Source organism: Corynebacterium sp. ACRPO (assembly GCF_022347205.1).
In the GTDB taxonomy this organism is placed as follows: Bacteria; Actinomycetota; Actinomycetes; order Mycobacteriales; family Mycobacteriaceae; genus Corynebacterium.
Genome location: NZ_JAKRNE010000005.1, coordinates 1 through 25,594 on the forward strand (window position 1 = coordinate 1; position 25,594 = coordinate 25,594).

A 25,594-nucleotide genomic window follows, 5' to 3' on the forward strand; every position below is an offset into this window, starting at 1 on the left:
CTCCAGGCGGACCATTTCGATGATCTGATGGACCGCCTTCTCCTTGAACTCGACGGAATACTTTCTAGGCATAGTTCAATCCTTCCTTAGCTGAGGTAGGAACTAAACCCAGGACGCTTCAGTTGGGGTAAGCCACGGCTAGTTGGTTGATGGCTTGTTTCCATCCGGTGGCTTTCGCTCCTTCAATATAGCCGTTGCACTCAATGTTGCGCTTTGCTTTCTTCGCTCGCTGGGCAGCGCGCTTGTCTTCGATGTTGCAGATCATCAGCCACAGCGTCTTTAGTGCGGCTGTATCGTTCGGGAATTGGCCCCGGTTACGGGTAGCTTTACGCAGTTCGGCGTTGAGCGATTCGATCGAGTTGGTGGTGTAGAGCACCCGGCGTGCCGCCGGTGGGAACTGCAGAAACGGTACGAACCGCTCCCAGGCGTCGCGCCAGACTTTGACCGACTGGGGGTATTTCCGGCCAAGTTCACTGGCCTCGAAAGCATCCAGGCTGGCACGTGCGGTGTCCTCGTTAGCGGCTGTGTAGACCTCACGCAGCGCGCGGGAGACGCCTTTGCGGTCCTGGTAGGACACCCACCGGTTCGCAGCCCGAATCAGGTGCACGATACAGGTCTGCACCATGGAATTCGGCCAGGTTGCCTCCACGGCTTCCGGCAGGCCTTTGAGCCCGTCACAGCACACGATGAACACGTCTTGGACACCGCGGTTGGCCAGATCCGCACACACCGATGCCCAGAATGCGGCGCCTTCATTGTCCGCGATCCACAATCCCAGGATGTGTTTGATGCCGTCCATATCGACACCAACCGCCATGTAGCAAGCCTTGTTGACCACGCGGTGGCCGTCACGGATCTTGACGCGTAGCGCGTCGAGGAAGATCACCGGGTAAAACTCGTCGAGCTGGCGGTTTTGCCAGATCATGACCTCGTCCAAGACCGCATCGGTAATGGTGCTGATCGTATCCGGACTCATATCCACCCCAAGGGTGGTTGCGAGATGGTGCTGAATATCGCGCACGGTCATCCCACCGGCGTAGAGCGAGATAATCATGTCGTCGAGCTCTGTGAGCCGACGTGCACCCTTGGGCACCATCCGGGGAGTAAACGTGCCGGCACGATCCCTGGGCACGGTCACCTCAACTGCGCCGTAGCCAGAATTGACGGTCTTGGTGTACGACCCGTTACGGTGATTATTCTCCTGTGTGGTTTCGACCTGGGATTTCGCTTTGCGGTCGCAAAGGCCGTAGCCCAAGTGCGCATCCATCTCCGCCTTAAGACCAGCGTTGATCGATGCTTGCAGCAAGCCTTTGACCAGCTCGCTTGCATCATCAGCGGAGCTCGACAACTCGCTGATCAAGCTGGCGAGCTCAGGGGTTTCCATCAGCTTCTCGCTGATCTCGTTGACCCTCGCCGGGTCATGGTTTTTCTTCGGTGACACCGTAGTCATTATCGGTGAAACTCCTTCTAGATCAGAGCCTCACACACAAACTTCCTGACACCCTCCTAAACGGCGCCCAATCTCACGCAGTGGCACATCTTCGCGGAGAAGATCGGCGATAATGACGCGTTCTTCGAAGCAAATGTAGCGATTGCTGATGCGTTTATACGGATCTACCCCGCTAGGTAAGGCGGGAGGGGCAAGCCTTCCGGATTCGATGACATCATGGCGTTGGCGCAGCGCTTTCATAAGTCTGTTATACGTGCTGGCGTCTTCGCCGACGGGTATGAACTCTTCTCGTCGACCCTGGGATTTGGTGAGTCCTTTTTCGAAATCTAAACGCAGTCGACGATCAATTCCTACTGCCGCGCCAGCATCACCACCAGGCAGGCTCGCCAGCCGAAGGCGCAGATATTCCACTCTTAACTGCGTCTGGCGGACTTTCCGAGCATACTGACTCAACCGGATATGGCACCCAGCTTCCGTAGCTACGGCATAAGCCGCAGAAAGATGCATCCCACATCTTTTAGCAGCTTGGCGTACCGACAGTCCGCTTCGGACTAGCTCTACAAGCTGGAAAGCCTGGCTACCGCGGCGATCAACTCGTTTGGCTTTAAACACGACTGGCAATCCAAAGGCATGACAAAAATTCAAAGCATGCCCGTAATGACAACCAAGCTCACCAGCCGCCGAACGGACACTACGCCCACTGCCAACCAAGGCAACTAAGCCACGACGATCCGATTCAGACAACGAATGAAACGGGCCAATAATCTCAGACACAACAACACCCTCCTAAGGGAAAGTGTTGCAACGACCCTCTGAACTCAAGGGCCGGCGGAACCGGCAGGCAGGGCCGGTGAGACTTAGGCGGGGTGCTTAGGCCAGTTCGTCGTTGAAGTAGTCTTCGAAGATGGCGCCGGCGTTGTGGAAGGCGTCGGCAAGCGAAGTGCCGCCACGGGTTTCCACGAAGGTCTCAAAGGCGGTCACGAACTGGGTGTGGATGATATTGACGGTCGGCGTGAGACGCGGATCGGAGGACTTCCAGCCCTCGCGGGCCTGCACCGCCTGGCGGACGCGCTGAATGATGCGGCTATTGCGCTGACAGTACAGGGCGCGCAGCTTCGCGTCCTTTGCCAGCGCCTGGGCCGTAAGCTGGGAGATTTCGGGGAAGAACTCATCTCCTACGGCACGGTTAAACTCGGCCATCGCCATAATTTCGGAATCTTCGCGCAGGCTTCCGGTGGGCAATCCTGCGGCGAAATTTTGGAGTTGGTTCTCCACTTCCTCCGACATTTCGGGTCCTAAAACTGCCGATTCTTTGTCTTTTATGTAATTAAAAAGCGTACGACGGGAAACGCCCACTTCGTGAGCGAGCTCTTCCATGGTGAACCCGTCATAACCGTTCTCGATAACGAGGTTGAGCGCAGCGACTCGGATTTTTGATATACGCGGCATAAATGCCCCTTTCTGTCCCGACGCTCTTCAAGCTTCAGTTTCTTTTCTTTCTCCCTAAGAAATTGTGAGGAAATTATATTTTGTCTACAAACTAAGGGATTTTGAGGCGATTTTATTACCTTATATTCGGTCAGAGAAACCGCCATGCACACCACGGGAATTCCCCACCGACACGTCTGCGCATTTTCGCCCGTCATAGCACCATTCGACAAAACTGTGACGTTAGACAACCAAGGCGCTAAGCTCGCCCGGCCGCGCACTCGATTTATCCGCTCGCACGTTCGAAAGCCCGATGGTGCTTGTGTCCGGTAGGGCGGCTAAGATGAGTCAACGATGAAAAACGTTAAGCCACTGGTGAAATGGGCGGGCGGGAAGCGCCAGCTCTTGCCGCATATCCACGCCGCCCTGCCGGCGGAGAACCCGCGGCGTTATTATGAACCCTTCATCGGTGGCGGCGCGGTGCTTTTCTCTCTCGAACCGGCCAGCGCACGGGTCAACGATCTCAATAGTGAGCTCATTAACCTCTATGAGGTGGTGCGCGGCGGCGTCGATGAGCTCATAGAGGAACTCGCGGGCTACCCCAATGAGGCAGAGTTTTTCTATGCGCTTCGCGCAGTGGACCGGGATGCCCACGAGTTTGCCGCCCTCTCCCCCGTTGAGCGCGCCGCGCGGACGCTTTATCTCAACCGCACCTGCTATAACGGCCTGTATCGCGTGAACGCGGCCGGCCAATTTAATGCCCCGTTTGGGCGTTATAAGAATCCCACCATCTGCGATGAAGACACGCTGCGCGCGGTGCACCGCTATTTTGCGGATAATGATGTGGCCTTCTCGCAGGGTGATTTCGCCGCGGCGGTAGTAGAGGCGCGCGAAGGGGACTTCGTGTACTTCGACCCTCCTTATGACCCGGTGAACGTGACAAGCTCGTTTACCGGCTACCAAAAGGGCGGCTTTGACCGTGCGGAACAACAGCGCCTCAAAGAGGTCTGCGATGACTTGGATAGGCGCGGGGTGAAGTTCCTGTTGTCTAATTCGGCCACCGAGTTCATCCGCGAGCTTTATGCGGACTATGAAGTAGGAATCGTGGGGGCAACGCGGGCGATTAACTCCGTTGGTTCGAAACGCGGCAAAGTCGACGAGGTCCTGGTGCGCAATTACGAGGTCCGCGGTGACTAGCGGGCCGGAAGCGCCGGAGCTGCGGGCGCGCTTTGGTGTGCCGGAGTCGGTGAAGCTCGGCGTCAATGACTGGGGGTGGCTGCGCATCCTGGCGGCGGGATACGACGCGGAGCTGGAGCGGCGCGGGTATTTCTATATCGGCGCGCGGGAGCTAGAACGGCTCTCGGGCCGGCAGCCGCGGCTGATGGCCAAGCATGATTTTTCTACGTCGCGGCCGTGGATTTTTCAGCGTCTCCAACTGGGAATCTTACCGGTCAGCCGCAGCGAATATCTGGTGGGGCGATTCAACCTGTACGAGCAGTTTCCACAAACGCAGCGCGGCGAGGTACGCACGCTGGAGCTGCCGGCGGGTCTGGACACTCTTTCGTTGGAGGGGGTGAGCTCGGAGGCGGTGGCGTTAAATGGGGCGTCGGCAAGCGGGATGCTAGAGGATTTCCTGGGGTGCGGGCCGTTGCAGGCGACGGTGGCGGGTCGTATGTCCACGCGCGGGCTTAAGGTGCGGCTGCCGGACTTGGGTGTAGATGTGGCAGTGGACCGCGCGCAGATGGAAATCGACGGCGGCTTTGAATCGCTCGAGCACCTGGTGCTGGTGGAGGCGAAGAATCACCTTTCGGATGATTTCAATATCCGGCAGCTATATTTTCCCTACCGGCGCTTCCAGCAGCGCCTGGCCAAGGATGTCGTGCCGGTCTACCTGGTGTATTCCAATGGTATTTTCCACCTGTACCGCTATGAGTTTCGGGACCCGGCGGATTTTCGCAGCATTGCGCTGGTGGATAGCGCCCGCTACGCGCTGTCCGCCTCGCATCTGGACCCCCAGGCGGCGCTCGACATTGTGCGGGCGGTAGAGCCCGAACCCGAGCCGGCCGTGCCCTTCCCACAGGCTAATAGCTTCGAGCGGGTGGTCAACCTGCTCGAGCTCATGGCGCTGCAGCCGCTAAGCAAGGCGGAGATTACCCACCGCTATGACTTCGATCCGCGGCAGGCGGATTATTATGCCAACGCCGCGCGCTACTTGGGCCTGGCGGAGCCGGTGGAGGACATGTGGGAGCCGACGGAGCACGGGCGGCGGGTTATCGAGCAGCCGCAGCGCGATGCCCGGAATGCGGCGCTCATACGGGCGCTGGCGGCGCGGCGGGTTTTCCGCGAAGTCCTAGAGCTCAGCTTGGCCCGCGGCGCGGTGGCCAGCACCGCGGAGATTTGTGCGGCCATGGAGGGGCTGGGGCTGAGCTTGGCGACGTCCCGGCGGCGTGCCTCCACCGTCGCCCGCTGGACCCAGTGGGTGCTAGACACGGTGGCCGAGGGCACGCCGCGCCTGTTTTAGGCAAGCAGGTTCTGCCCGCCGGAGATGATGAGGACGATGCCGGCGATGATGAAGAAGAGGCCAGAGCCGATGTCGATCCACGGGCCGGCGGCGATGAGCTTGCGGCGCACGGCATTGGTGGAAATTACTGTGGCGACGACGAGGAAGAAGAGGAAGGCCGACAGCGAGAGCGAAAGTGTCAGCGCAATGGCCAACCATGCGGGTGGGCTGGCGGGAAGCAGCGGGGCGATCATCGCGGCGAGGAAGAGCACGATTTTCGGGTTGGACATATTCGTGGCCAGGCCGACCTTGAAGGCGGTGCGCAGGCGGCCGAGCTGGGCGGCGGCGTCTTCTAAGTCCACGGGCGGGTTGGCGCGCTGGGCGATGCCGCTGCGCAGCGCGCGCGAACCCATAAATACCAGGAAGCAGCCGCCGACGGCTTGGACCGCGCCGAGGATTTCCGGGAAGGCCGTCAGCAGCGCGGCGGCGCCGAAAACGGTGGCGGCGCACCAAAAGAGCACGCCGATCTGAATGCCGGCGGCCGCCGCAATGGCATGGCGGCGCGAGCGGGTGGCGTAGCGGGTCACCAAAATGATGTCCGGTCCCGGCGAGGCGACGCCCACCAGGTTCATCAACAAGAGGGTGAAAAAGGATGTCCAGGTCACTCCCCCGCCTCGCTTTCGAGGCGCGGGATGAGGTCCTCGCGGCCGAACAGGCGGGCGGAATCCAGCGCGGAAGGCTGGCCGACGGTGGGGTCGGCGTGGGCGGAAAGGAGGGCGTCGATAACCGCGTCTTCCTTCTTAAAGATGGCACCGGCCAGTGGGGACTGGCCGCGATCATTGAGCAGGTTGACGTCCGCGCCGGCGCGGGCAAGTGCGGCAACTAGCTCGGCGTGGCCATGATAGGCGGCGAGCATGATAAAGGACTGGCCTTCGTGGTTGACGAGGTCGATATTCACGCCGTGGTCGATATAGGCGAGGAGGTCTAGGTCGCCCTCGCGCGCCATGTCAAAGAGCCGACCGGCGAATTCTTGCACTTGCGTCTCAGACATGGTTTCTAGCTTATCGCGCCAGTTCCGCGACGCGTTTGACGGCCGCTTCTATGGCGAATTCGGGCTCACCGCCTTGGCCTTTGACGGCGGCATCGAGCTCTGAGACGAGGATGACAGCCTTGGTGACATTATCGGCGGACCAGCGGCGGGCCACCGGCTGGGTCATTTTGACCACGTAGGGTGCTAGGCCGGTTTGGCTCGCCAGCGAGTATTGGTCCCCGCGCGCGGAGTAGAGGCGGGCGACGGCGCCGACCTTATTGGCTAGCGCGGCGGCAATCGCTACGGGGCTCGCGCCCAGTTGGAGGGCGCGGCGGCAGGTGGATACGGCGGCTTCGACGCGGCCGGCGACGGCGGCGTCGGCAATGTCCCAGTTGGCCACCTCGGCCACGCCGACGTAGTAGTTTTGCACCGCCTCGCGGGTGACATTGCCGCCGGTATCGGAGACCAGCTGGGAGATGGCAGAAGCTAGCTCGCGCAGGTCAGAGCCCACTCCCTCGAGCACGGCGTGGATAACGTCCGGGGTGGGGCGCACGCCGTGGCTGGAAAATTCGCGGGTGGCCCATTGGCCCAGCTCATTGGGGTAGAGCGAAAAGACCTCGTGGACCTCGGCAATCTTGCGCAGCTTGGCCACGAGCTCGGGCTGTTTCTTCTTTTTCTTCAGAGTCTTGGCCGTCACGGAGTAGATGATGACCATGGTCATGCCCGGCGCGGGATTGGCGCAGGCGCGCAAGATGATATCGACTACTTCTTTGCCGGCGCGCTCGCAGTCGCTGATGACGATGACGCGGTTATCGCCAAACAGCGACGGGCTGGTGGCCTCGAGGATTTCGCCCTCAGAGACCTCGGAGGCTTTTAGCTTCGTCAGCTCGGGGCGGGCACCGGTGGGTCCGCTCTCCTCGGCCGCGGCGCGCTGGATGTGCAGGCGGGCGCGTTCGGTGAGGAATTCATCGTCGCCGAGGATGAGGTGTACTGGAGGCATGCCCGCCATTCTAGCCTGCGGCCAGGCCGAGCCAGGCGATGCCCGCCAGCGTCAGCACCAGGGTGAGCCACGGGCGGTGATAGAGGAGGCCGGCGATAATCCAGGCGTAGGCAAGCAGCGTAAAAAGCGGGTTGGCGGGGATGGTGACCACGGGCAGGTGGGCCGCGCCGTGGGCGATGGTATTAATCCACCACGAGAAGGGCTCAATCAGGCGGAGCAAGCCGGCGCCCAGCACGTCCAGCGGGCCGAGCTGGGCAAAGATGGCGGCGATAAGCCCCACGATGGTAATCGGCACGGTGGCAGGCTCGACGAGGATATTGGCCGGCACGGAAACGACGGAGACCTCACCGGACATGAGCGCGACCAGCGGGAGGGTGACGATATCGGCGGCGATGGCCACGGCGACCGCGCGCAGAAAGATGGCGGGCCAGCCGGTCACGGCTAAGTGCTTATAGATGAGCGGGCTCAGCGCCACGATGCCGAGCGTCGCCGCGCAGGATAGGGCGAAGCCGAAGTGCACGGCGAGGTCGGAATCCACAAAGAGCAGCGCGATGATGCCGAGGCTGAGCGCATGGATGGGCTCCATGCGCGTGGAATTGAGCACGGCAAGCAGGCCTACTACCCCGGCGACGGCCGCGCGTTGGACGGAGGGCTCGAAGCCCACAAGCAGAACATAGGTAGCAAGGGCGCACAGGGAGGCGGCCACGCGGGTGCGGGGACCGAGCGCGAAGGCGGCGCAGACCACGGCCGCGGCGGAGCAGACGATGGCCACATTGGCGCCAGATACAGCGCTCAAGTGCGAGAGCCCAGTGGCGATATACAGGTCGCGCTCGGCGGAATCTTGCAGCGCGGTATCGCCGAGCACCATGCCGGGGATAAGGCCCTGGCTGGAAGGACCGACGGTATCAAGGACCAGCGCGCGGAAATTCTCGGCCACGCTGGCCGCCCAGCCGTCCAGGCCTTCGGGCTCGGCGGTCACCTGCACCTCGGTGGCATTGGCGCTGAGGTTTCCGACGCCCGCCCTATCCGACTCCCCTACCCGCACCCCGACCGTAAGTTCGGCGCCAGCAGCCGCCGGGACTGGTTCCGGGCTAAAGACCGGCAGCTGGGTGGGGTATCCCGGAACCTTGAGCTTGAGCAGCCAGCCACCCGTACTCGTCTGCGTCGGTGCAGTGACAAGGCGCCCGGTGACTTCGGTGCCGAGGTCGAAGGCGGCAGCACGAGCCTGGCGCACCGCGGCGACGAACGCCGCACCCCCAGCGACCGCCCCGCAGAAGAGCGCTTGGCCCCACTGACGGGCAATGAGGCACAGCGCGACGACGACTGCGATGAGTGCGATAGCCCAGCCGCGGCCGGCAAGCAGTACGGCGATGACGGCCAGCCAGGCGGTAGCCGCGCCGGGGACGAGCCGCAGTTCTCGCATCGCACGCTCGAATACGAACTAGAGCTGGACTTGGTCTTTAAGCTGCGCCAGCTTCGCCGGCCCGATGCCGGAGACCTCTAGGAGCTCTTCCACGTCCTTGAAACCGCCGTGCTCCTCGCGGTAGGCCACGATGGCGTGCGCGGTCACCTCGCCGACGCCCTTGAGTTCGGTGAGCTCCTCGGCGGTGGCGCTATTGAGACTCACGCCGCTGCCGCTAGCGCTGCCGCCGGGGCTGCTGGAGTTGTCGCTGGCTGGGGCAGGTTCGCCGGGTGCGGGAGGTGGAGCGGCGCCGGAGGGCAGGATGTGGAGCTGTTGGCCGTCGGAAAGCCGCTGCGCATGGTTGAGAGCCATAGTCTCGGCGCCTGGTAGCGGCTGGGCGGCGTCGAGGGCATCGGCCACACGCGCGCCGGGCTCGAGTGTTTTCAGCCCGGGCTCTGCAACTTCGCCGATGACCGAGACGATGATTTCGCTGGGCTCCTCGCTAGGGGCATCGCTTAATGCCGCGGGCTCGGGCATGCCGGAGGATTCGTCCGAGCGTGCATTGATGCCGAGCCAGACCACCACGCCGATGACAAGGAGGACAGCCATGGCGCAGGCCTGCCAGGAGCTGATGCGCAGTCGCGGGCGCGGGTAATCGACGGCGAGGAGCTCTTCCTCGCCGATGGGTTGGGTAAATTCGCGGAGTCGTTCGCTGATCTTGGGTGCCGCCATGGCGCTGAGGCTAAGCGCAGGCGCAATTTAGCGGTAGGTCAAGCGAAGGTAGCCTGTGGATAACTTGTTGTGGGCATCAACGAACCCGGCGCGGTGGGCCTAGTTATCCACAGATCGGCGCGGCGGGAAGGCGCGGGGTCGACCACGTGTGTGAGAATGCACAGGTTCCACGGGCGGCTCGGAGCTAAACACGGCGGAGACGCCAATGGCGGAGGGGCCGGCGTGGACAGCGAGGACGTCGTTAAGCGGAGTGCAGATAAAGGACGAGCCCTGCGGCAGCGCCGCTTCAAGGAGCGCCTCCAGCTTGGCAGCCGCGTCTTCGGCCTGGTTGTGCTGAATGGCGACGAAGGCCGGCTCGCCGTCCGCGCGGGAGGCGATGAGGTCCACCAGCTTGGTAAAAGCCTTGGTCTGGGTGCGGGTCTTGCCCACCAGCTCCAGCTTGCCGCGGGTAATCGACATAATCGGCTTGGTGGCCAACAGCGCCGTAGACAGCACTGCCGTGGCCGGGGAAAGGCGGCCAGAGCGGCGCAGATCCTCCGTGGAATGCAGGTAAACCCAGGTAGCCGCGCGTTTGAGGGTATCGATGGCCGCTGCGTAGCACTCGTCCAAGCTGGCGCCACGGGAGGCGAGCTTAACCGCGGACATGGCGGCCGCGCCCATGGCCATACCGGCCGAACCGGAGTCAATCACCCGGACCGTGTGCGGAAAGACGCCGGAGGCCGATACCGCGGCGGAATAAGTGGAAGATAGCTCTTTGGACAGGTGAATGGCCACCACTCCCTCATCTTGGGCGCGCTCCATTTCGCGGCCGTAGGCGGCGGCCAGCTCCAGCGCGCTCAAGCCCGAGGTGGAGCGCTCCAGGCCATCTTTGCCGTGGCTTTCCATGAGGTGGAGGTCAACGACCGTGATGGATAGCTGCTCCGCCAACTCTGGCGGCAGGCCTGCGGAGGAATCCGTAATGACGCGAACCGTCACTAGATATCCGCCCCGCCGTCCCCGGTGACCTCGCCGCCCATATTCCAGCCGTCGAAATACCACTGGGCGCTGCCCACATTGTCTGGGGTGAACTCCAAGGAAGATAACGGCGTTTCCGGGTTAAAGTCCGGGCGGGCGGTCAGCTGCGACCAGTGGGTATTTTTCAATCCGGAAAGGATCCCGTACTGCGCATGGTCAAGGCCCAGCAGGTGGCAGGTCAGCGCCGAGATAGCGCCGCCATGGGCCACGATGAGGACGGGGCCTTGGTCCCAGCCAGCGAAGTCTGCCATGAGCTCATCGACGACAGGCCGGGCACGCTCGGCCACGTCCACGCGGGATTCGCCCTGCGGCGGGGCCCAAGTGGGGTCGTGGCGCCAGATGGCGCGCGCGCCGGGGAACTCGGTATCTACCTCGGCGGAAGTTCTGCCCTGCCACTGGCCTAGGTGCGTCTCGCGCAGGCGGGCATCCGTGGTGAAATCCATGCCGAGGGCCTCGGCGACCACGCGCGCAGTTTCGCGCGCGCGGAGGAGATCGGAGGCGACGATTTTAGACACGCACTGATCCTGCAGCAGGCGCGCGGCGGCGCGGGCCTGCTCATAGCCCAGCTCGGACAGCTCGGTATCCAAGTGGCCCTGCATGCGGCCGGTGGCGTTATAGGTAGTTTGTCCGTGGCGGATCAGGATCAGGCGGCGGCTCATGCGGGTTTAAAGCTCCTCGTCCTCACCAGGGACCTTATCGGCCAAGGGGAGCTCGTCGATGGAATCAACTTCACGCGGGTTAACGCCATTGGTCCATTCGCCCGGACGCTCTGGGGCCTCGATGCCCTCGATCTCCAGTGCCGGGCAATCGTGGTACAGGCGGTCTAGGCCGTAGAACTCGCGCTGGTCATTGCGCTGAACGTGGACGACGATATTGCCATAGTCCAGCAGCACCCAACGGTTCTCGCGGTTGCCTTCGCGGCGCTGCGGCTCGAAGCCTTGCTTAGTCATTTCGTCTTCGACTTCATCCACGATGGAGGCCACTTGGCGCTCGTTGTCTGCAGAAGCGAGTACGAAGACCTCGGTAATGGCGAGGACATCGGAGACATCAATGGCCGCGATATTGGTGGCCAGTTTTTCTTGCGCGGCGTGGGCCGCGGTTTCTGCCATGCGGCGGGCGAGATCAGAAGTAGACAATGTGTAAAAATTCCCTTTTCGCGTCTGAATATATTCGGTATGAACTATCTCTATTGAGAGTCTATTCTTGCACGTTTAGCAGGCCCGTGCCCAAAATCTGGGGAAGGCTGCGGAAGTTTCTACAGGGGCTTATCTGGGTTAGGCCCGTAGAGATTGTTCTTGGTGATGTACTGCACCACCCCATCCGGAACTAGGTACCACACGGGCTGGCCTTGAGCGGCGCGTTCGCGGCAAGCGGTAGAAGAGATAGCCATCGCGGGAATGTCGATAAGATCGATATCCTCCTGCGCATCGGCGGGCAGCATATCTGCGCTTAGCTCATAGCCGGGGCGGGTCACGCCCACAAAGTGCGCCATCTCCAGCATCTCTTGCCAGTTATGCCAGCTCATGATGGAGGCCAGCGAGTCAGCCCCGGTAATGAAATAAAACTCCGCCTCCGGGAAGAGTTCGCGCAGGTCGCGCAGCGTATCGATGGTATAGGTGGGCCCCTCGCGGTCAATGTCTACGCGCGAGACGGTAAAGCGCGGGTTGGATGCGGTGGCCACCATCGTCATCAGATAGCGGTGCTCGGCCGCCGTGACGTCGCGGTGGGACTTTTGCCACGGCTGGCCGGTGGGAACAAAGACGACGGTATCGAGGGCAAACCGGTGAGCGGCCTCGCTGGCCGCTACCAAGTGGCCATTGTGGATGGGATCAAAAGTGCCACCCATGATGCCGATGCGCTGTGGGCTAGTCATGGGTGGTGATTATAGTCGCACTACTAGGGGCGGGTCTGACCGGTACCCTGCAGGATCCACTTGGTAGAGGTCAGCTCCGGCAGCGCCATCGGGCCGCGGGCATGCAGCTTCTGGGTGGAAATGCCGATTTCCGCACCCATGCCGTAGACCTCACCATCGGTGAAGGCGGTAGAGGCGTTGAGCATGACTGCCGCGGCATCCACTTCGTTGCCGAACTTCACTAGGACGTCGGCGTCTTGCGCGGCGATGGCCTCGGTGTGGCCAGTGGTGAACTCGGCGATGTGGGCGATGGCGCCATCGACGCCGTCGACCACCTTGGCGCAGATATCCATGGACAGCGACTCCTCGCGCCAGTCCTCATCGGTGGCTTGCACGGCATCCTTGACGCCGAAGGCCTCGAGCTCAGCGACGTCGCCGTGGATGGTCACGCCCGCCTCCTGCAGCGCGGTGATGATGCGCAGCTTGGCGGAGTCGTCCAAGGCGGCGTCGATAAGCACGCACTCCGTGGAGTTGCATACGGAGGTGCGGCGGGTCTTGCCGTTGATGACCATGTCGATAGCCTTGTCCAGGTCCGCAGAGGCATCCACGTAGAAGTGACAGTTGCCGGTGCCGGTCTCAATGGCCGGGACGGTGGCGCCGGTGACCACGGCTTCAATAAGCTTGGCGCCACCACGCGGAATGACCAGGTCCACCAGGCCACGAGCGGTGATGAGGTCCTGGACGGAATCGTGGGTCTCGCACGGCAGGAGCTGCACGGCCTCACGCGGTAGATCGAACTCGGCGAGGGTATCCTGCAGGATTTCTACCAGCTTGGCATTGGAGTTGCGGGCAGACTTGGAACCGCGCAGCAGCGGCACGTTGCCGGACTTGATGGCCAGGCCAAAGGCGTCCACGGTGACGTTCGGGCGGGCCTCATAGACCATGCCCATCACACCGAGAGGGACGCGCACCTGCTTCATCTGGATGCCGTTGTCCATGGTGCGGCCCTGCAGGATCTCCCCTACCGGGTCCTGGAGGCCGGCAACCTGGCGCAGGCCGCCAGCGATGCCCTCCACGCGGGCGGCGTCGAGGGATAGGCGGTCAATGAGGGACTCGGACATGCCGCGCTCGCGGCCAGCATCGATATCTTGCTTATTAGCGGCGAGGATATCCTCGGTGTGGGCGATAAGGTTTTCGGCTGCGCGCTGCAAGATTTCGTTCTTGCGCGGCGTGGAAAGCTGCGCCACGACGGGCGCAACATCCTTGGCAGCACGGGCTTTGGACAGAACTTCTTCGCGTTCAGTGTTGCTCATGCCATACCAGCCTAACGAAAGGCCACGCGCATTTCAGCGACCTCAGCCGCGGTGGGGTTAAGCTGGCCATCGTCAGCGCGGCTACCGGGACTATCCATCAGTAGCCGGCTTCAGTATCTACTTCCGTGGGGATTGCCTCACCAGCGGCAAAGCGCTCCATGGCCTTTGCTGCATGCGCGCCGATGCGGCGGCGCACCGAATACGGCGGATTGGCAAGGTGCGGGGTAATGACCACGTTGGGCATCTCCCATAGCGGGTGGCCATCAGGCAGCGGCTCGGGGTCGGTGACGTCCAGGCCGGCTCCGGCGATCTGGCCGGCGCGCAGGGCGTCGACCAGCGCATCGGTATCCACTAGCGGGCCGCGCCCAACGTTAATGACCACGGCGTGATTGGGCATGGAGCGGAAAGCGGCGGCGTTAAAAAGCTGACGGGTCTGTTCCGTGAGCGGAGCGAGCGCCACAAAATAGTCGGCGGCCGGCCACACGCGCTCGATATCGGAGGTGGAATAGGTTTCATCGGCGCCTTCAACCGGGTTACCGGAGCGATTGACCGCAATAATGCGTGGGCCGAAGCCTTCTAGCATGCGGATGAGCCGCTTTCCGATGCCCCCGGCACCCACCACCGCCACCGTCTTATCCTCAAAAAGGAAGCTGGTGTGGGCCTCGACCTCATCGCGGTTATCCCAGCTGTTCCCCACGCGCTTGTGCGCGTGCAACTGCGCGAGTAGCAGCGCAATGGTGGATTCGGCCACGGTGGCGTCATACAGCCCTGCCGCGTTGGACCAGCGGGCGGTGGTATCGCGCATGACCTCGAGCAGGTGGTCCACCCCGGCAAAGGGAACCTGCACCAAGCCGACGCTTGGCGGGAGGGGCTGCGGGAAATCATCGGGACCGCCGTTGAAGATGAGCACCTCGGCGTCGTCCAGCGAGACACGCTCGTGGCCGGCAGCATCGAGGGCCTGCAGGGTTTCCTCCCACGGGGTGGGCGACATTGCGTACTTCATTAGTAGCCAGCCTCCGCATCCACGCGGGTGGGCATGGCCTCTCCCCTCTCCCACGCCGCAGCATTGGCGTTGAAGATGGCGCCTAGGTGATATTGAGCTACGTGCGCAGAGGCGGCCATGTGGGGCGTCATGGTGCAATTGGGCAGGTCATAAAGCGGATGGCCATCGGGCAGCGGCTCGGGATCCATAACCTCCAAGCCGGCGCCGGCGATGTCGCCGCTGCGCAAGGCTTCCACGAGGTCATCGGTTACTACGGTGCTGCCGCGGCCGACGTTGATGAAGATGGCGGAGGGCTTCATGGCGCGGAAAGTGGCGGCATCGATAAGCCCCTCCGTGTCTTTGGTCGCCGGGAGGATACAGAAAATAAAATCCGCCTCGCTCCACACGTGCTGGGCTTTATCCATGGGCACGACCTCATCGGCGCCTTCCACCGCGCGGCCGGAGCGATTGACCGCAGTAATGTGCACGCCAAAGGGCTGCAGGAGCTTAATGAGCTGCTTGCCGATGCCCCCAGCGCCAAAGATCGCTACCCTCTTCGGTCCTTGCTGGTTATAGAGCCAGGCCTGGGATTCATCCAGCTCCTTGGCCACCGACCAGGTAGCAGTTTGGGCGAAAGCCTTGTGGTGGTGCGCCTGGGAAAGGGCTAACCCGAGTGCGGACTCGGCCACGGGCTGGGCAAAGGCGCCGGCGGAGTTGCACCATGGCACGCCGTCTGGGGTAATGACGCCTGCATCGATGAGCTGATTGACGCCGGTATAACAATGCTGCACCCAGCCGATATTCGCCGGCATCTCCGGGATGCGGCGCGGGTTGGGCGCATTATTGATATAGACCTCGGCGTCCTCGATGCTGCTTACGCGTTGGTGCCCGGCAGCCTCGATGTCTTCTACCATCGGCTGCCAGGTTTCCGGTCCCATGAAATACTTCATGCCCCAACCATACGGGGAATCTCGGACTCGGGTTTAGATGCGGGAGGCGAAATTGGAGAGATAATCCGCGTGGACGACGGAACGGCGCTGCTCCTCAGGAAGCTCTTCCATCTTCTTGCCCTTAATGGCGTGCAGCTCCTCGGAATCGAAGCGCACTTCACCGCGGCCGATGACCTCACCATTCGGGCCCAGGATGTCGATGATTTCTCCCTTGTTGAACTCGCCTTGCACATCGGTAATACCAACGGCGAGCAGCGAGGTGCCGCCCTTGGTGACGGCCTCCTTGGCGCCTTCATCGAGGCGGACGGCTCCACCGGTATCGGCGCAGTAGAGAGCCCAGAACTTCCAGGCAGACAGCTGGCGTTCCTCGCGGGTGTGGAAGACGGTGCCCACGGAGGCGTCGGCAAGCGCGGGCCCAATATTGTCCGTGGAGGTCAGCAGCACTGGAATGCCGCCGCGGGTAGCCAGGCGGGCCGCGGAGACCTTGGTGGCCATTCCGCCGGTGCCGACCTTGCCGCCATCGCCAGCAACAACGCCCTTCAAGTCCTTGCCGGTGCGCACCTCATCGATGAACTTGGCATCCGGCTCGGCCGGGTTCTTATCGTAGAGGCCGTCCACGTCGGAGAAGAGGAAGAGCGCGTCCGCGCCCACCAGGTTGGCCACCAGCGCCGAAAGGCGGTCGTTATCGCCAAAGTGCATCTCGGAGGTCGCCACCGCATCGTTCTCGTTCACGATAGGGATGGTGCGCAACTGGCGCAGGCGATCGATGGTGCGCTGCGCATTGCGGGCACGGTCGCGGTGGCCGGTATCGGACGCGGTGAGGAGAACCTGGCCGATGGTGCGCTTATAGCGCGCAAAGGACTGGCCCCACACAGAGGCCAAGTGCACCTGGCCTACGGACGCAGAGGCCTGCTTGGTAGCCAAATCGGTGGGGCGCTGGTGCAGGCCGAGCGGGCCCATACCGGCGGCAACCGCACCGGAGGAGACGATGATGACATCGGAGCGGCCCATGCGCGCATGGACGGCATCAACGATGTGATCGATTTTTTCTTGGGAAACGCGGAAATTTTCATCCGTGAGGGAAGAGGAACCAATCTTGACCACTACGCGCTTTGCCTGCGCGATGTCGCGGCGGAGATCCGATTCAAAACCGGACGCCACCGGATTTTCATCGAGCGGTTCCGGGAAAGGGGTATCAGCGGTAGGACCGGCAAACGGTTCTACCGGAAGCGGAAGGATGGGCTCATTCTGTTGATCAGAAGACATAATTTCATAGTCTACAAAGGTTCCGAGCCCAGCACCCCGACTTTGGGGGCGCAGCGCACAAGGCCCGCGGCGGCGGGGCGGCTTTAGCCCTGCCACCTATCCCGATTAGCGCCCTCGCGAGTTACCTCTTCATCGGTGCCGTAATCATACTCATCGACAAGACCACGGCGCGCCTGCGAGGCGCGCTTGCGTTCGGCGGCGGAAACGCGGCCGGTGCCCTTCAGGCGGGCGTCCTCGCCACGGCTTGCCATTGTCGGATCACCGCCGGTCATCGGCTCCCACTCGAAGGTGATGCCACCGATGGTTACCGGGCAGCCCTCCACTGCGCCCTGCTCGCGCAGCTCATCCTCCACGCCGGCCTTGGCCAAGCGGTCCGCCAAGAAGCCCACTGCCTCATCATTTTCAAAGTCAGTCTGGGTAATCCAGCGATCAATCTTCTTGCCCTCAACAATGAAGCCACCCTCGACCTCAGGATCGGGCTTCACGGTGAAATCAGCAAACGCGCCGGTATGTTTCTTATGGCCCTGCGCCTTGGGATGGATAACGGTGTGGTTCTTATCCTTTTTCGGCAACGGCTGGGTCTTGCGGTGCTCGGTCACCATATCCATGAGCCGGAACTTCAGCGGGTCCAGACCCTTGCGAGCGACTGCCGAAATAATAAAGACAGGCCAGCCAAACTTCTCTTCCAGATCATCCTTGACAAATTCCGCCAGCTCTTCGGCCTCAGGCACATCTGCCTTATTCAAGATGATGACGCGGGGGCGCTCACGCAGATCCCCCAAACCAGTATCTTCCTGCAAAGCCTCCTGGTACTTTGCCAACTCATTTTCCATCGCCTCAATATCAGAGACCGGATCACGGCCGGGCTCAATGGTGGCGGTATCCACCACATGGGCAAGCACCGCCGTGCGTTCAATATGGCGCAAAAAGTCTAGGCCGAGCCCCTTGCCATCGGCCGCGCCCGGGATAAGCCCGGGCACGTCCGCGATAGTAAAGGAGCTATCTCCCATATCCACCACGCCAAGGTTCGGCTGCAGCGTGGTAAAGGGATAATCACCGATCTTTGGCTTCGCGGCAGAAAGAACCGAAATCAACGAAGACTTACCCGCCGAAGGGAAACCCACGAGCCCGACGTCCGCCATGGACTTCAGTTCGAGGATTAAATCGTGCGCTTGGCCCGGCTCGCCCTGCAAAGCAAAGCCGGGCGCCTTGCGGTTCTTGGAGGCAAGCGCCGCGTTGCCTAGGCCACCGAAGCCGCCTTCCGCAGCAACAAAGCGGGTGCCAGGCACCGTCAGGTCAGCCAGGGTATCGCCCTTTTCATTGCGCACCACCGTGCCGGCGGGCACCTCGAGAATCAAATCCTCTCCGCGGGCGCCGTTGCGCATATCGCCGGCACCGTTGCCGCCGCGCTGGGCCTTAATGTGCGGACGGTAGTGAAAGTCCATCAGGGTATGGATCTGCTCGGAGACCTCGAGGACAATATCGCCACCGTGGCCGCCATTGCCGCCATCTGGGCCGCCCAAGGGCTTAAACTTCTCGCGGTGGACAGACACACAGCCGTGTCCACCGTCGCCTGCTTGCAGGTGCAGGACAACGCGGTCAATAAAACGTGCCATGGTCAAACCCTCCGTAAGTTAAATCTTTGTCCCCGCCAGTGTAATGCGTGTCTTGGGCTGGACTCCAACCGCAACCGGATTGAATCCGCCTACCTAGTCGGCCATCCCATCGGTTGTGTCCGCTAGCGTGGTGTATCTATTACCCGGGTGGAGCCTCGTTTCGGTATCCACAAAACCAGAAAATCCTCGAGCCTCCCTCACCGGGGCAGACTCGAGGATTAACCTCATCGGCCTTAGTTAGGCAGTTGCTTCTGCAGCAACCTCTTCAGCCGGAACAATGTTGACCATGCGACGGCCACGCTTGATACCGAACTCAACGGAGCCAGCTGCAAGCGCGAACAGGGTATCGTCGCCGCCGCGGCCTACGTTCTCACCTGGGTGGAACTTGGTGCCGCGCTGACGCACGATGATCTCGCCGGCATTAACCTGCTGACCACCGAAGCGCTTGACGCCGAGACGCTTGGACTCGGAATCGCGACCGTTGCTGGAGCTGGAAGCACCCTTCTTGTGTGCCATGTGGTTTTCCCTCCTTTAGGGATAATTACAGCCGGTTAAGGCTTACTTGATACCGGTGATCTTCAAGGTGGTCACAGGCTGACGGTGGCCCTGACGCTTCTTGTAACCAGTCTTGTTCTTGTACTTCAGGATATCGACCTTCGGGCCCTTACCCTGCTCAACGATTTCTGCGGAGACAGAAACCTTCTCCAAGTCGGAAGCCTTGGACTTAACATCGGCGCCATCGACGAGCAGAACCGGGGTGAGAGCTACGGCAGAGCCTGGCTCACCCTCGATCTTCTCGACCTTGACGAGGTCACCTTCAGCAACCTTGTACTGCTTGCCGCCGGTCTTGACGATCGCGTACATAGAGGGTTACCCCTTATCTAAACTCGCTCGGAAGCAACCGGGTAGGCCGCGTTCCGAATGGACACTTACACATTGCGTTTAGTTCCCGCGCGAACATGCCCGCACAGCTCACTAAGTGAGTGTCGGACTGATCCAGCGCCGTGAGTACTAAACAGCGACTGTCAAAGACTACCCCGTAGCGGGCACAAAATACAAACCACGCTTTTTGTGCCCGCGTGGCGTAGCCCTAAGACGTGCTTCGCCGTGCTACGCGGCGTCGGCCGCGCCCTGACTTTGCGGGCGACTTGTCCTGGTGCGCACCGCTCGCGGAAGCCTGCTTCTGCACTGCATTATGCTGCGCCTTTGAGGCCTTAGCGCTTGCCGACGCCCCCTTCTTGCGCACCGCCCTCTTCTTTCCGCGGCGCAGCACCTTGGTATCGCCCGTTGTCGCCCGCTGGCCAGCACCAGAACGCTCCGGCGAACCATCCTCCTGCGTCGAACGACCATGGGTAGACTTCGTTACCTTCGGATTCTCTGCTACCGCCTTTTTAGGAGCGGCATGGCGCACGGCACGGCGACGCCCACGGCCCTTGCCACCGGAACGCTCCGCGCGTGCGGCGCCAGCTGCCTTTTCATGGCGCTGCTCGGCGGACCCGCCCGCCTGCTTGTGTCCGTGCTCCTGTGCCTTTTCCTTGACCTCGTGCGGCACGCGCGAGGTGCTCCGGCGCTTGGCCGACTGGGTGCGCACTGAACGACGGCGGCCACGCCCGCGAGCCTTGCGCTCTTCGCGCGAGGTCTTCTGTCCGTGCTGGGATTCAGCGCCGCTAGCGTTACCGTCGCCGTCGGCAGAGTCCTGCTCACCGGCGGCCGCGAAATCCTGCGGCTGCGGGCGCCTATCGGAGCGCGAATTTCCGCGGGTGCGGCGCTTGCGACGCGGGGAAGCCTCAAACTCGGCTACTGCCTCGTCATAGGTCTTTCCAGTCGCTTTCTCCGGAGCTATTTTCTCCGGAGCGACTTCCTTCTCCGGTGCCTTCTGCTCGCCGCCTGTAGCCGCGCGGGTTACCTTCGAACGGCGCGTCGCCCGGCGCGGCTTTTTGCCGCGCTTGGAGCCGGCCCCTGCACCAGGGTGTGCCTGAGCAACGGCACCCGAGTCCGCGTCCGTATCCGCATCGGGGACGTAGGAATTAAATTCCTGCACCTCATCGCTCTCGGCGGCATTATCCGCCGCGGCGTACGCGATGGCCTCGATATCGGATACCTCAGTCTGAGTGCGCTTGCGCGCGCGGCGGCGACCGCGTCTGCGTCCGCGCTCCTTGTTGCGGTCGTGGTCACCACTCTGCTCTTCCGATCCAGCGTGGGACTCAGCCGGACCGCGCTCGTCAACAACGACGTTTGCGACGAGATCTTCCAACGACGTCTTGGCAGATTCCCGTGCGGCGTCCTCGCTCTCGGTGCCGTAGACCGGCGCCTGGGTCTTCTTGAAGCGCTTAGGCTTGGAGGAGTTTTCGGGGGCGTCGTCAAGTTCGTGCTTATGCATTGCCACAGCAGTCGGGTGCTGCTGCGGATCGTGGTGCTGCTTCTTGTGCGCCTTGGACTTGCGGCCAGAATGCTTGGAGCGCTGATCGTCCTCGGCCTCGTCCACCGGATACTGGTGAATGATAATGCCGCGACCGTTGCAGCATTCGCACTCGGTGGAGAAGGTCTCCACCAGGCCGGTACCCAGGCGCTTGCGGGTCATCTGTACCAAACCGAGCGAGGTGACCTCGGAGACCTGGTGGCGGGTGCGATCGCGGCCCAAGGCTTCCTTCAGGCGGCGCAGCACCAGATCCTGGTTTTCTGGCAGGACCATATCGATAAAGTCCACGACGATCATGCCGCCAAGATCGCGCAGGCGCATCTGGCGCACGATTTCTTCGGCCGCCTCGAGGTTATTGCGGGTAACGGTTTCTTCCAGGTTGCCGCCGGAACCGGTGAACTTGCCGGTGTTGACGTCAATGACGGTCATGGCCTCGGTGCGGTCAATAACCAGTGTGCCGCCCGAGGGCAGCCATACCTTGCGGGAGAGCGCCTTATGCAGCTGCTCATCAATGCGGTAGGCCTCGAAGGCATCCTGCCCGCCGTGGTCCTTGGCACGGTAGCGCACCACGCGGTCCGCAAGGTCCGGCGCCATGGAATCTACATAGGCGCGGACGGTATTGAAGGAACGCTTGCCATCGACGATGAGCTCGGTGAAGTCCTCGTTGAAGAGATCGCGCACCACCTTGATGAGCATGTTTGGTTCTTCATACATGGTCACCGGCTTGGCACCCTTGGAGGATTTTTCCTTCTTAGCGTGTGTCACGATGTCCTCCCACCGGCTGTGCAGGCGGTTGACGTCGGTAGCTATTGCCTCTTCTGGGACGTTTTCGGCGGCGGTGCGGATGATGGCGCCGCCATCGCCCGGCACTACGCGGCCGAGGATATCCTTCAAGCGCTTGCGCTCTGGGGCGGGCAGCTTGCGGGAAATGCCGGCGCTGCGCCCACCCGGTACGTAGACCAGGTAGCGGCCAGCGAGGGAAATCTGGGTGGTAAGCCGCGCGCCCTTGTGACCGATGGGATCCTTAGCCACCTGCACCAGCACCTGGTCACCAGACTTCAGGGCGTTTTCTACCTTGCGGGCGCGCCCGTGCAGCTTGGTCTTGCGCCAGTCGATTTCGCCGGCGTAGAGCACGCCGTTTCGGCCCTGTCCGATGTCCACGAAGGCCGCCTCCATGGACGGCAGCACATTTTGGACGCGGCCCAAGTAGATATTGCCAATGAGCGAGGCCTGGGACTCGGTGGTCACGAAGTGCTCGACCAACAGGTCATCTTCTAATACGCCCACCTGGGTGATGATGCCGGCGCCGTCCTCGCGCTCCTTATCGCGCACCACCATGGTGCGCTCCACGGCTTCGCGGCGGGCAAGGAACTCCGCCTGGGAGACGATGTGCTGGCGGGTGCGGCCTTTTTCGCGCAGCTCGGCACGACGGCGCTTCTGCGCCTCGATGCGCGTGGAGCCGCGGATCGCCTTCGGCTCTTCAATGTGCTCGGGCTCGTCTGCCTGCCCTTCACGCTTCGAACCCGCGCCGCGTCCACGGGATGCGCCGCGGCGCCCACGGCGGCGGCCCTCAGACTTTCCGGAACCACGGTCGGAGCCGGAGCCGGAGCGCTCACGGCTTTCGTCGGCGGAATCCGCAGCGTCCTCATTGTCATCGCGTGCGGCATCGTCGGCGGAGAAGTCCTCCTCCTCTGCATCTACAGCCGGCGCGAATGCCACTGCTTCGTCCTGCTGCGGGGCCATGAAGATGGGCGCAAAGTCATAGTGCCCGGAGTCTTCCTCGGACTCGGCGCGCGGGACGATGTGCGGGGCGTAGTAGTCATCCTCGAAGTCCTCACCGGCCTCGGCCAGCACCTCGTGCAATTTCGCCGCATCAACCGTTCCGGTATCGAGGGCACTAGCCGGTGCTTCGTCCGCCTCATCCGTGGGTTCTGCTGCTTCGGGGGGTGCCGTTTCAGCGTGCTCGGCGTCCTCGGCGGCTGCGCCAGTTTCGGCTGCGGCCTGGGCGAGAGATGCTTCTACCTTGTCCTCGATCTGGGAGATCTCATTGTCCACGTTCTTGCGCACGCGGTGGCGCAGGTGCTCTTCATCTTCTGCGGACTGCTCCCCTTCCCCTGACTCGGCGGCATCTGCCGGCTCTTCAGGCGCTACAGCGGCGGTCTTACGGGTGGCCTTGCGGACGCGCTTGGCGCGCTTTTTCGCCGGCTTCCTTTCCTGCTTCTCGCCCGCGTTTTCTTCCGGTTGCGCAGCGGCCTTGTCCTCGGGATCTTCAGCCGGTGCTGCGGTGGTGTCGCTCGCGGGGGCGTCGGCAACCGCGGCGGCGTTCGCTACAGCGTCCAGCACCTGGCCTGCTTCCTCGCGGGAAAGGGAGCTCTGCGCGCTCTTTTTCAGGCCCATATCTTTAAGCTGTGCCACCAGCTCGCGCGAGGAAAGCCCCAGCTGCTTGGCCAGGGAATACACGCGGGTTTTGTCCTTGAGCTGGCTGCGATCCAGGTTCTGGGCCAAAGACGCCGCTGCCTTGAGGCTTTCAGTTGTTTCTTGAGAGTTCTGTGCCACCATGTTCGGGCTTACTCCTGTACATCGTCTGTATTTGGCGCGGCCTCGGGCGCAGGCACGGCCGAAGACCGTACCGCCGCCGCACGAGGCATAGTGCGCGCTATAAAAGTTTGTGGGATATGAAGTTATGCCGCGTCTCGTACGCGCTATCCCCCATTGTGTCACAGAACCGCGGCCAAGCTGGCAGGCGGTGTTATGTTGGCGGGGTGGCAGAACTAGCACGAATCCCCGCTCGCGAACTGGCGCAACATCGGCAGCGCAATGAAGTCCCGGTGCGCTCGGCGCTCTATTTTGGCGTGCCGGCCGGCTTTGCCATTGGCTTCGCCAACACGGGCGTGGATTATATGTTGATGGGAGCCGGTGTTTTTGCCATTTTTGCGGTGCTGGGGTTGGTGCACCTCATCCGCAATTACCCGCGCGGCATCAACGCTGCGCAAGAGGAATTCCGCGATGGCGACTATCCCACGATTGCCTATATCGCCCCGTTTATCCCGATAGCTGCGCCATTGATCATGGCACCACTGAGCGCGGCCAACCTGCTTCCAGAGGTAGAGCTGGCCCCGCCCGTTGCCGGAATTCTGTCCGGGGCATGGTGGGCCTTTGGCTTGCCGCTGGGCATATGGGGCATGTTTTCTCAGTCCTTCCGCATCGGCCGGCGCCGCATCAACAAGATTTTGGAAAAGGACCCGCTCGACGGGGTTACGGAGGCTCGTTTGCAGCTTGCCGACGCCCACTCGGACATCCTCACCGCCCTCGTCGCCACCGGCGCGGTGCAGGGAAACACGATTAATTCCACTGCCCTCTCGAAGTTCATGCGGGTAGACCTCGACCCTCTATGCGAACACCTCGATGCTTTGGCAAAGGCGGACCTGGTGAAGCTAAGCCGAATGGGCCTGCGCACCGCGCCCGCAAAGTGGACCATCACCATCACGCCGACTGGGGTTCGCTGTTTGTATCAAGTGGGCCGGCGTTAATTTGGCAAGCTTTTGTCTCCGGGGAAAAGCTTCGGCCCTATCCAGAGCATTACGTACACGAGTCCGACAAGTACCGGAATTTCAATAAGCGGCCCGATGGTACCGGCGAGAGCCTGTGCCGACGCCGCCCCAAAAGTGCCAATGGAAACCGCGATGGCTAGTTCGAAATTATTACCAGCTGCGGTAAATGCTACGGAAGCGGATTGCGCGTAGTTCATTCCCACGACCTTTGCTACACCCAAAGCTAGGAAAAACATTCCAACGAAGTAAATAACCAGCGGAATCGCCACTCTCACCACGGCTGTCGGCTGGGCTACCAGCTGCTCGCCTTGCAGTGAAAACAGCAGCACGATGGTGTAGAGCAAACCAATCATCGCCAAAGGCGAGACTGCCGGGAGAAAACGGTCTTCGAACCATTCGCGTCCTTTGACCTTTTCTCCCCACACCCGTGAGAGCACGCCAAGCAGCAGGGGGATTCCTAGGAACACAAGAACCGCAGTGACGATGGACCAGAAAGAAAATTCAACAGAGGTGGTGTCTAGGCCTAACCATCCAGGTAGAACTTGCAAGTAGAACCAACCCATGACGCCAAACATGGCTACTTGGAAAATCGAATTGATAGCCACAAGTACCGCGGTGGCCTCTCGATCCGCGCAGGAAAGGTCGGACCATACCAAGACCATGGCGATGCAGCGCGCCAATCCGACGATGATTAAGCCGGTTCGCAACTCCGGCTGGTCTGCCAGAAAGATCCACGCCAAGGTAAACATCAACGCGGGCCCCACCACCCAGTTCAGCACGATAGATATCACCATCAGGCGACCATCGGCAGCAATGTCTCGAGTCTTTTCGTAGCGAACTTTAGCCAAGGGCGGGTACATCATGACTAGTAGGCCGAGAGCGATGGGAAGGGAAATACCGCCGACCTCTAGAGCAGACAGTGCTTCTCCAATGCCTGGCAGGAAGTGGCCTATCAATAGCCCCACAGCCATGGCCATGATGATCCAAACGGGAAGGAATCTATCGAGAAATGACAACTTTGGGCGTTGCGTAACGGCCATGGCTCTCCTTGTGCGACGAGGAACTCAACATTCGAGCAGTACTTTAATC

24 protein-coding genes are annotated in these 25,594 nt (G+C 61.8%); 3 read left to right on the top strand and 21 right to left on the bottom strand.

Annotation, left to right across the window (positions count from 1 at the left end):
- Positions 1-118 precede the first annotated feature (118 nt).
- From MHY22_RS04835 to MHY22_RS04845, 3 genes are all read right to left on the bottom strand, one after another.
- A complete protein-coding gene (locus tag MHY22_RS04835) occupies positions 119-1,450 on the bottom strand; it encodes an IS256 family transposase (RefSeq protein ID WP_239278298.1) in 1,332 nt (443 codons plus the stop codon).
- Between the two features lie 30 nt (positions 1,451-1,480).
- Complete coding sequence (locus tag MHY22_RS11615; RefSeq protein WP_239278299.1) at positions 1,481-2,224, bottom strand: helix-turn-helix domain-containing protein; 744 nt, start codon at positions 2,222-2,224, stop codon at positions 1,481-1,483.
- A 96-nt stretch (positions 2,225-2,320) separates the two neighbouring features.
- Positions 2,321-2,899: a TetR/AcrR family transcriptional regulator gene (locus MHY22_RS04845; RefSeq protein WP_239278300.1), complete on the bottom strand. Its 579-nt coding sequence runs from the start codon at positions 2,897-2,899 to the stop codon at positions 2,321-2,323.
- A gap of 333 nt (positions 2,900-3,232) precedes the next feature.
- Between MHY22_RS04845 and MHY22_RS04850 the strand changes: the two genes are divergently transcribed.
- Both MHY22_RS04850 and MHY22_RS04855 read left to right on the top strand, forming a co-directional pair.
- A complete protein-coding gene (locus MHY22_RS04850) occupies positions 3,233-4,075 on the top strand; it encodes a DNA adenine methylase (RefSeq protein WP_239278301.1) in 843 nt (280 codons plus the stop codon).
- On the top strand, positions 4,068-5,399 hold the full coding sequence (locus MHY22_RS04855) for a hypothetical protein (RefSeq protein ID WP_239278302.1): 1,332 nt from the start codon (positions 4,068-4,070) through the stop codon (positions 5,397-5,399). Before MHY22_RS04850 ends, MHY22_RS04855 begins: the two co-directional genes overlap by 8 nt.
- Here MHY22_RS04855 and MHY22_RS04860 read toward each other — a convergent pair.
- From MHY22_RS04860 to MHY22_RS04940, 17 genes are all read right to left on the bottom strand, one after another.
- Complete coding sequence (locus tag MHY22_RS04860) at positions 5,396-6,043, bottom strand: LysE family translocator (RefSeq protein ID WP_239273945.1); 648 nt, start codon at positions 6,041-6,043, stop codon at positions 5,396-5,398. The genes MHY22_RS04855 and MHY22_RS04860 overlap by 4 nt on opposite strands.
- Entirely contained in the window at positions 6,040-6,429 is a 390-nt protein-coding gene (locus MHY22_RS04865) for an ankyrin repeat domain-containing protein (RefSeq protein ID WP_239278303.1), read from the bottom strand. The genes MHY22_RS04860 and MHY22_RS04865 overlap by 4 nt, the downstream gene beginning before the upstream one ends.
- Before the next feature lie 10 nt (positions 6,430-6,439).
- Positions 6,440-7,417, bottom strand: a complete 978-nt coding sequence (gene holA / locus MHY22_RS04870) for a DNA polymerase III subunit delta (RefSeq protein ID WP_239273947.1) — start codon at positions 7,415-7,417, stop codon at positions 6,440-6,442.
- A 1-nt stretch (position 7,418) separates the two neighbouring features.
- Positions 7,419-8,831: a ComEC/Rec2 family competence protein gene (locus tag MHY22_RS04875; RefSeq protein ID WP_239278304.1), complete on the bottom strand. Its 1,413-nt coding sequence runs from the start codon at positions 8,829-8,831 to the stop codon at positions 7,419-7,421.
- 18 nt (positions 8,832-8,849) lie between these two features.
- Complete coding sequence (locus tag MHY22_RS04880) at positions 8,850-9,542, bottom strand: ComEA family DNA-binding protein (protein ID WP_239278306.1); 693 nt, start codon at positions 9,540-9,542, stop codon at positions 8,850-8,852.
- Between the two features lie 99 nt (positions 9,543-9,641).
- A complete protein-coding gene (locus MHY22_RS04885; RefSeq protein WP_239278308.1) occupies positions 9,642-10,517 on the bottom strand; it encodes a DegV family protein in 876 nt (291 codons plus the stop codon).
- Complete coding sequence (locus MHY22_RS04890) at positions 10,517-11,215, bottom strand: histidine phosphatase family protein (RefSeq protein WP_239273952.1); 699 nt, start codon at positions 11,213-11,215, stop codon at positions 10,517-10,519. The genes MHY22_RS04885 and MHY22_RS04890 overlap by 1 nt, the downstream gene beginning before the upstream one ends.
- 6 nt (positions 11,216-11,221) lie before the next feature.
- The gene (gene rsfS, locus MHY22_RS04895) at positions 11,222-11,665 is read right to left on the bottom strand and encodes a ribosome silencing factor (protein ID WP_198493287.1); all 444 of its coding nucleotides are present in this window, start codon (positions 11,663-11,665) and stop codon (positions 11,222-11,224) included.
- Between the two features lie 146 nt (positions 11,666-11,811).
- The gene (nadD, locus tag MHY22_RS04900) at positions 11,812-12,429 is read right to left on the bottom strand and encodes a nicotinate-nucleotide adenylyltransferase (RefSeq protein WP_239273953.1); all 618 of its coding nucleotides are present in this window, start codon (positions 12,427-12,429) and stop codon (positions 11,812-11,814) included.
- A 23-nt stretch (positions 12,430-12,452) separates the two neighbouring features.
- Positions 12,453-13,721, bottom strand: coding sequence for a glutamate-5-semialdehyde dehydrogenase (locus tag MHY22_RS04905; RefSeq protein ID WP_200435317.1), 1,269 nt, complete (start codon positions 13,719-13,721; stop codon positions 12,453-12,455).
- Between the two features lie 97 nt (positions 13,722-13,818).
- Positions 13,819-14,724, bottom strand: a complete 906-nt coding sequence (locus MHY22_RS04910) for a D-isomer specific 2-hydroxyacid dehydrogenase family protein (RefSeq protein WP_239278310.1) — start codon at positions 14,722-14,724, stop codon at positions 13,819-13,821.
- Complete coding sequence (locus tag MHY22_RS04915; RefSeq protein ID WP_239278311.1) at positions 14,724-15,653, bottom strand: D-isomer specific 2-hydroxyacid dehydrogenase family protein; 930 nt, start codon at positions 15,651-15,653, stop codon at positions 14,724-14,726. Before MHY22_RS04915 ends, MHY22_RS04910 begins: the two co-directional genes overlap by 1 nt.
- Positions 15,654-15,686: 33 nt before the next feature.
- Positions 15,687-16,919 carry a glutamate 5-kinase gene (gene proB, locus MHY22_RS04920; RefSeq protein ID WP_239273957.1) on the bottom strand — a complete coding sequence of 411 codons (1,233 nt, stop codon included), beginning with the start codon at positions 16,917-16,919 and terminating at the stop codon, positions 15,687-15,689.
- An 83-nt stretch (positions 16,920-17,002) separates the two neighbouring features.
- On the bottom strand, positions 17,003-18,535 hold the full coding sequence (gene obgE / locus MHY22_RS04925; protein ID WP_239278313.1) for a GTPase ObgE: 1,533 nt from the start codon (positions 18,533-18,535) through the stop codon (positions 17,003-17,005).
- Positions 18,536-18,772: 237 nt separating this feature from the next.
- Positions 18,773-19,051, bottom strand: coding sequence for a 50S ribosomal protein L27 (gene rpmA, locus MHY22_RS04930; RefSeq protein ID WP_005324079.1), 279 nt, complete (start codon positions 19,049-19,051; stop codon positions 18,773-18,775).
- A gap of 42 nt (positions 19,052-19,093) precedes the next feature.
- Entirely contained in the window at positions 19,094-19,399 is a 306-nt protein-coding gene (gene rplU / locus MHY22_RS04935) for a 50S ribosomal protein L21 (RefSeq protein ID WP_005324077.1), read from the bottom strand.
- A gap of 226 nt (positions 19,400-19,625) precedes the next feature.
- Positions 19,626-23,513 (bottom strand): translation initiation factor IF-2 N-terminal domain-containing protein, encoded by a 3,888-nt coding sequence (locus MHY22_RS04940; RefSeq protein WP_239278314.1) that lies wholly within the window; start codon positions 23,511-23,513, stop codon positions 19,626-19,628.
- A 203-nt stretch (positions 23,514-23,716) separates the two neighbouring features.
- Between MHY22_RS04940 and MHY22_RS04945 the strand changes: the two genes are divergently transcribed.
- Positions 23,717-24,484, top strand: coding sequence for a hypothetical protein (locus MHY22_RS04945; RefSeq protein ID WP_239278316.1), 768 nt, complete (start codon positions 23,717-23,719; stop codon positions 24,482-24,484).
- Here MHY22_RS04945 and arsB read toward each other — a convergent pair.
- Positions 24,481-25,545 (bottom strand): ACR3 family arsenite efflux transporter, encoded by a 1,065-nt coding sequence (gene arsB, locus MHY22_RS04950; protein ID WP_239278319.1) that lies wholly within the window; start codon positions 25,543-25,545, stop codon positions 24,481-24,483. The genes MHY22_RS04945 and arsB overlap by 4 nt on opposite strands.
- Positions 25,546-25,594: the final 49 nt, after the last annotated feature.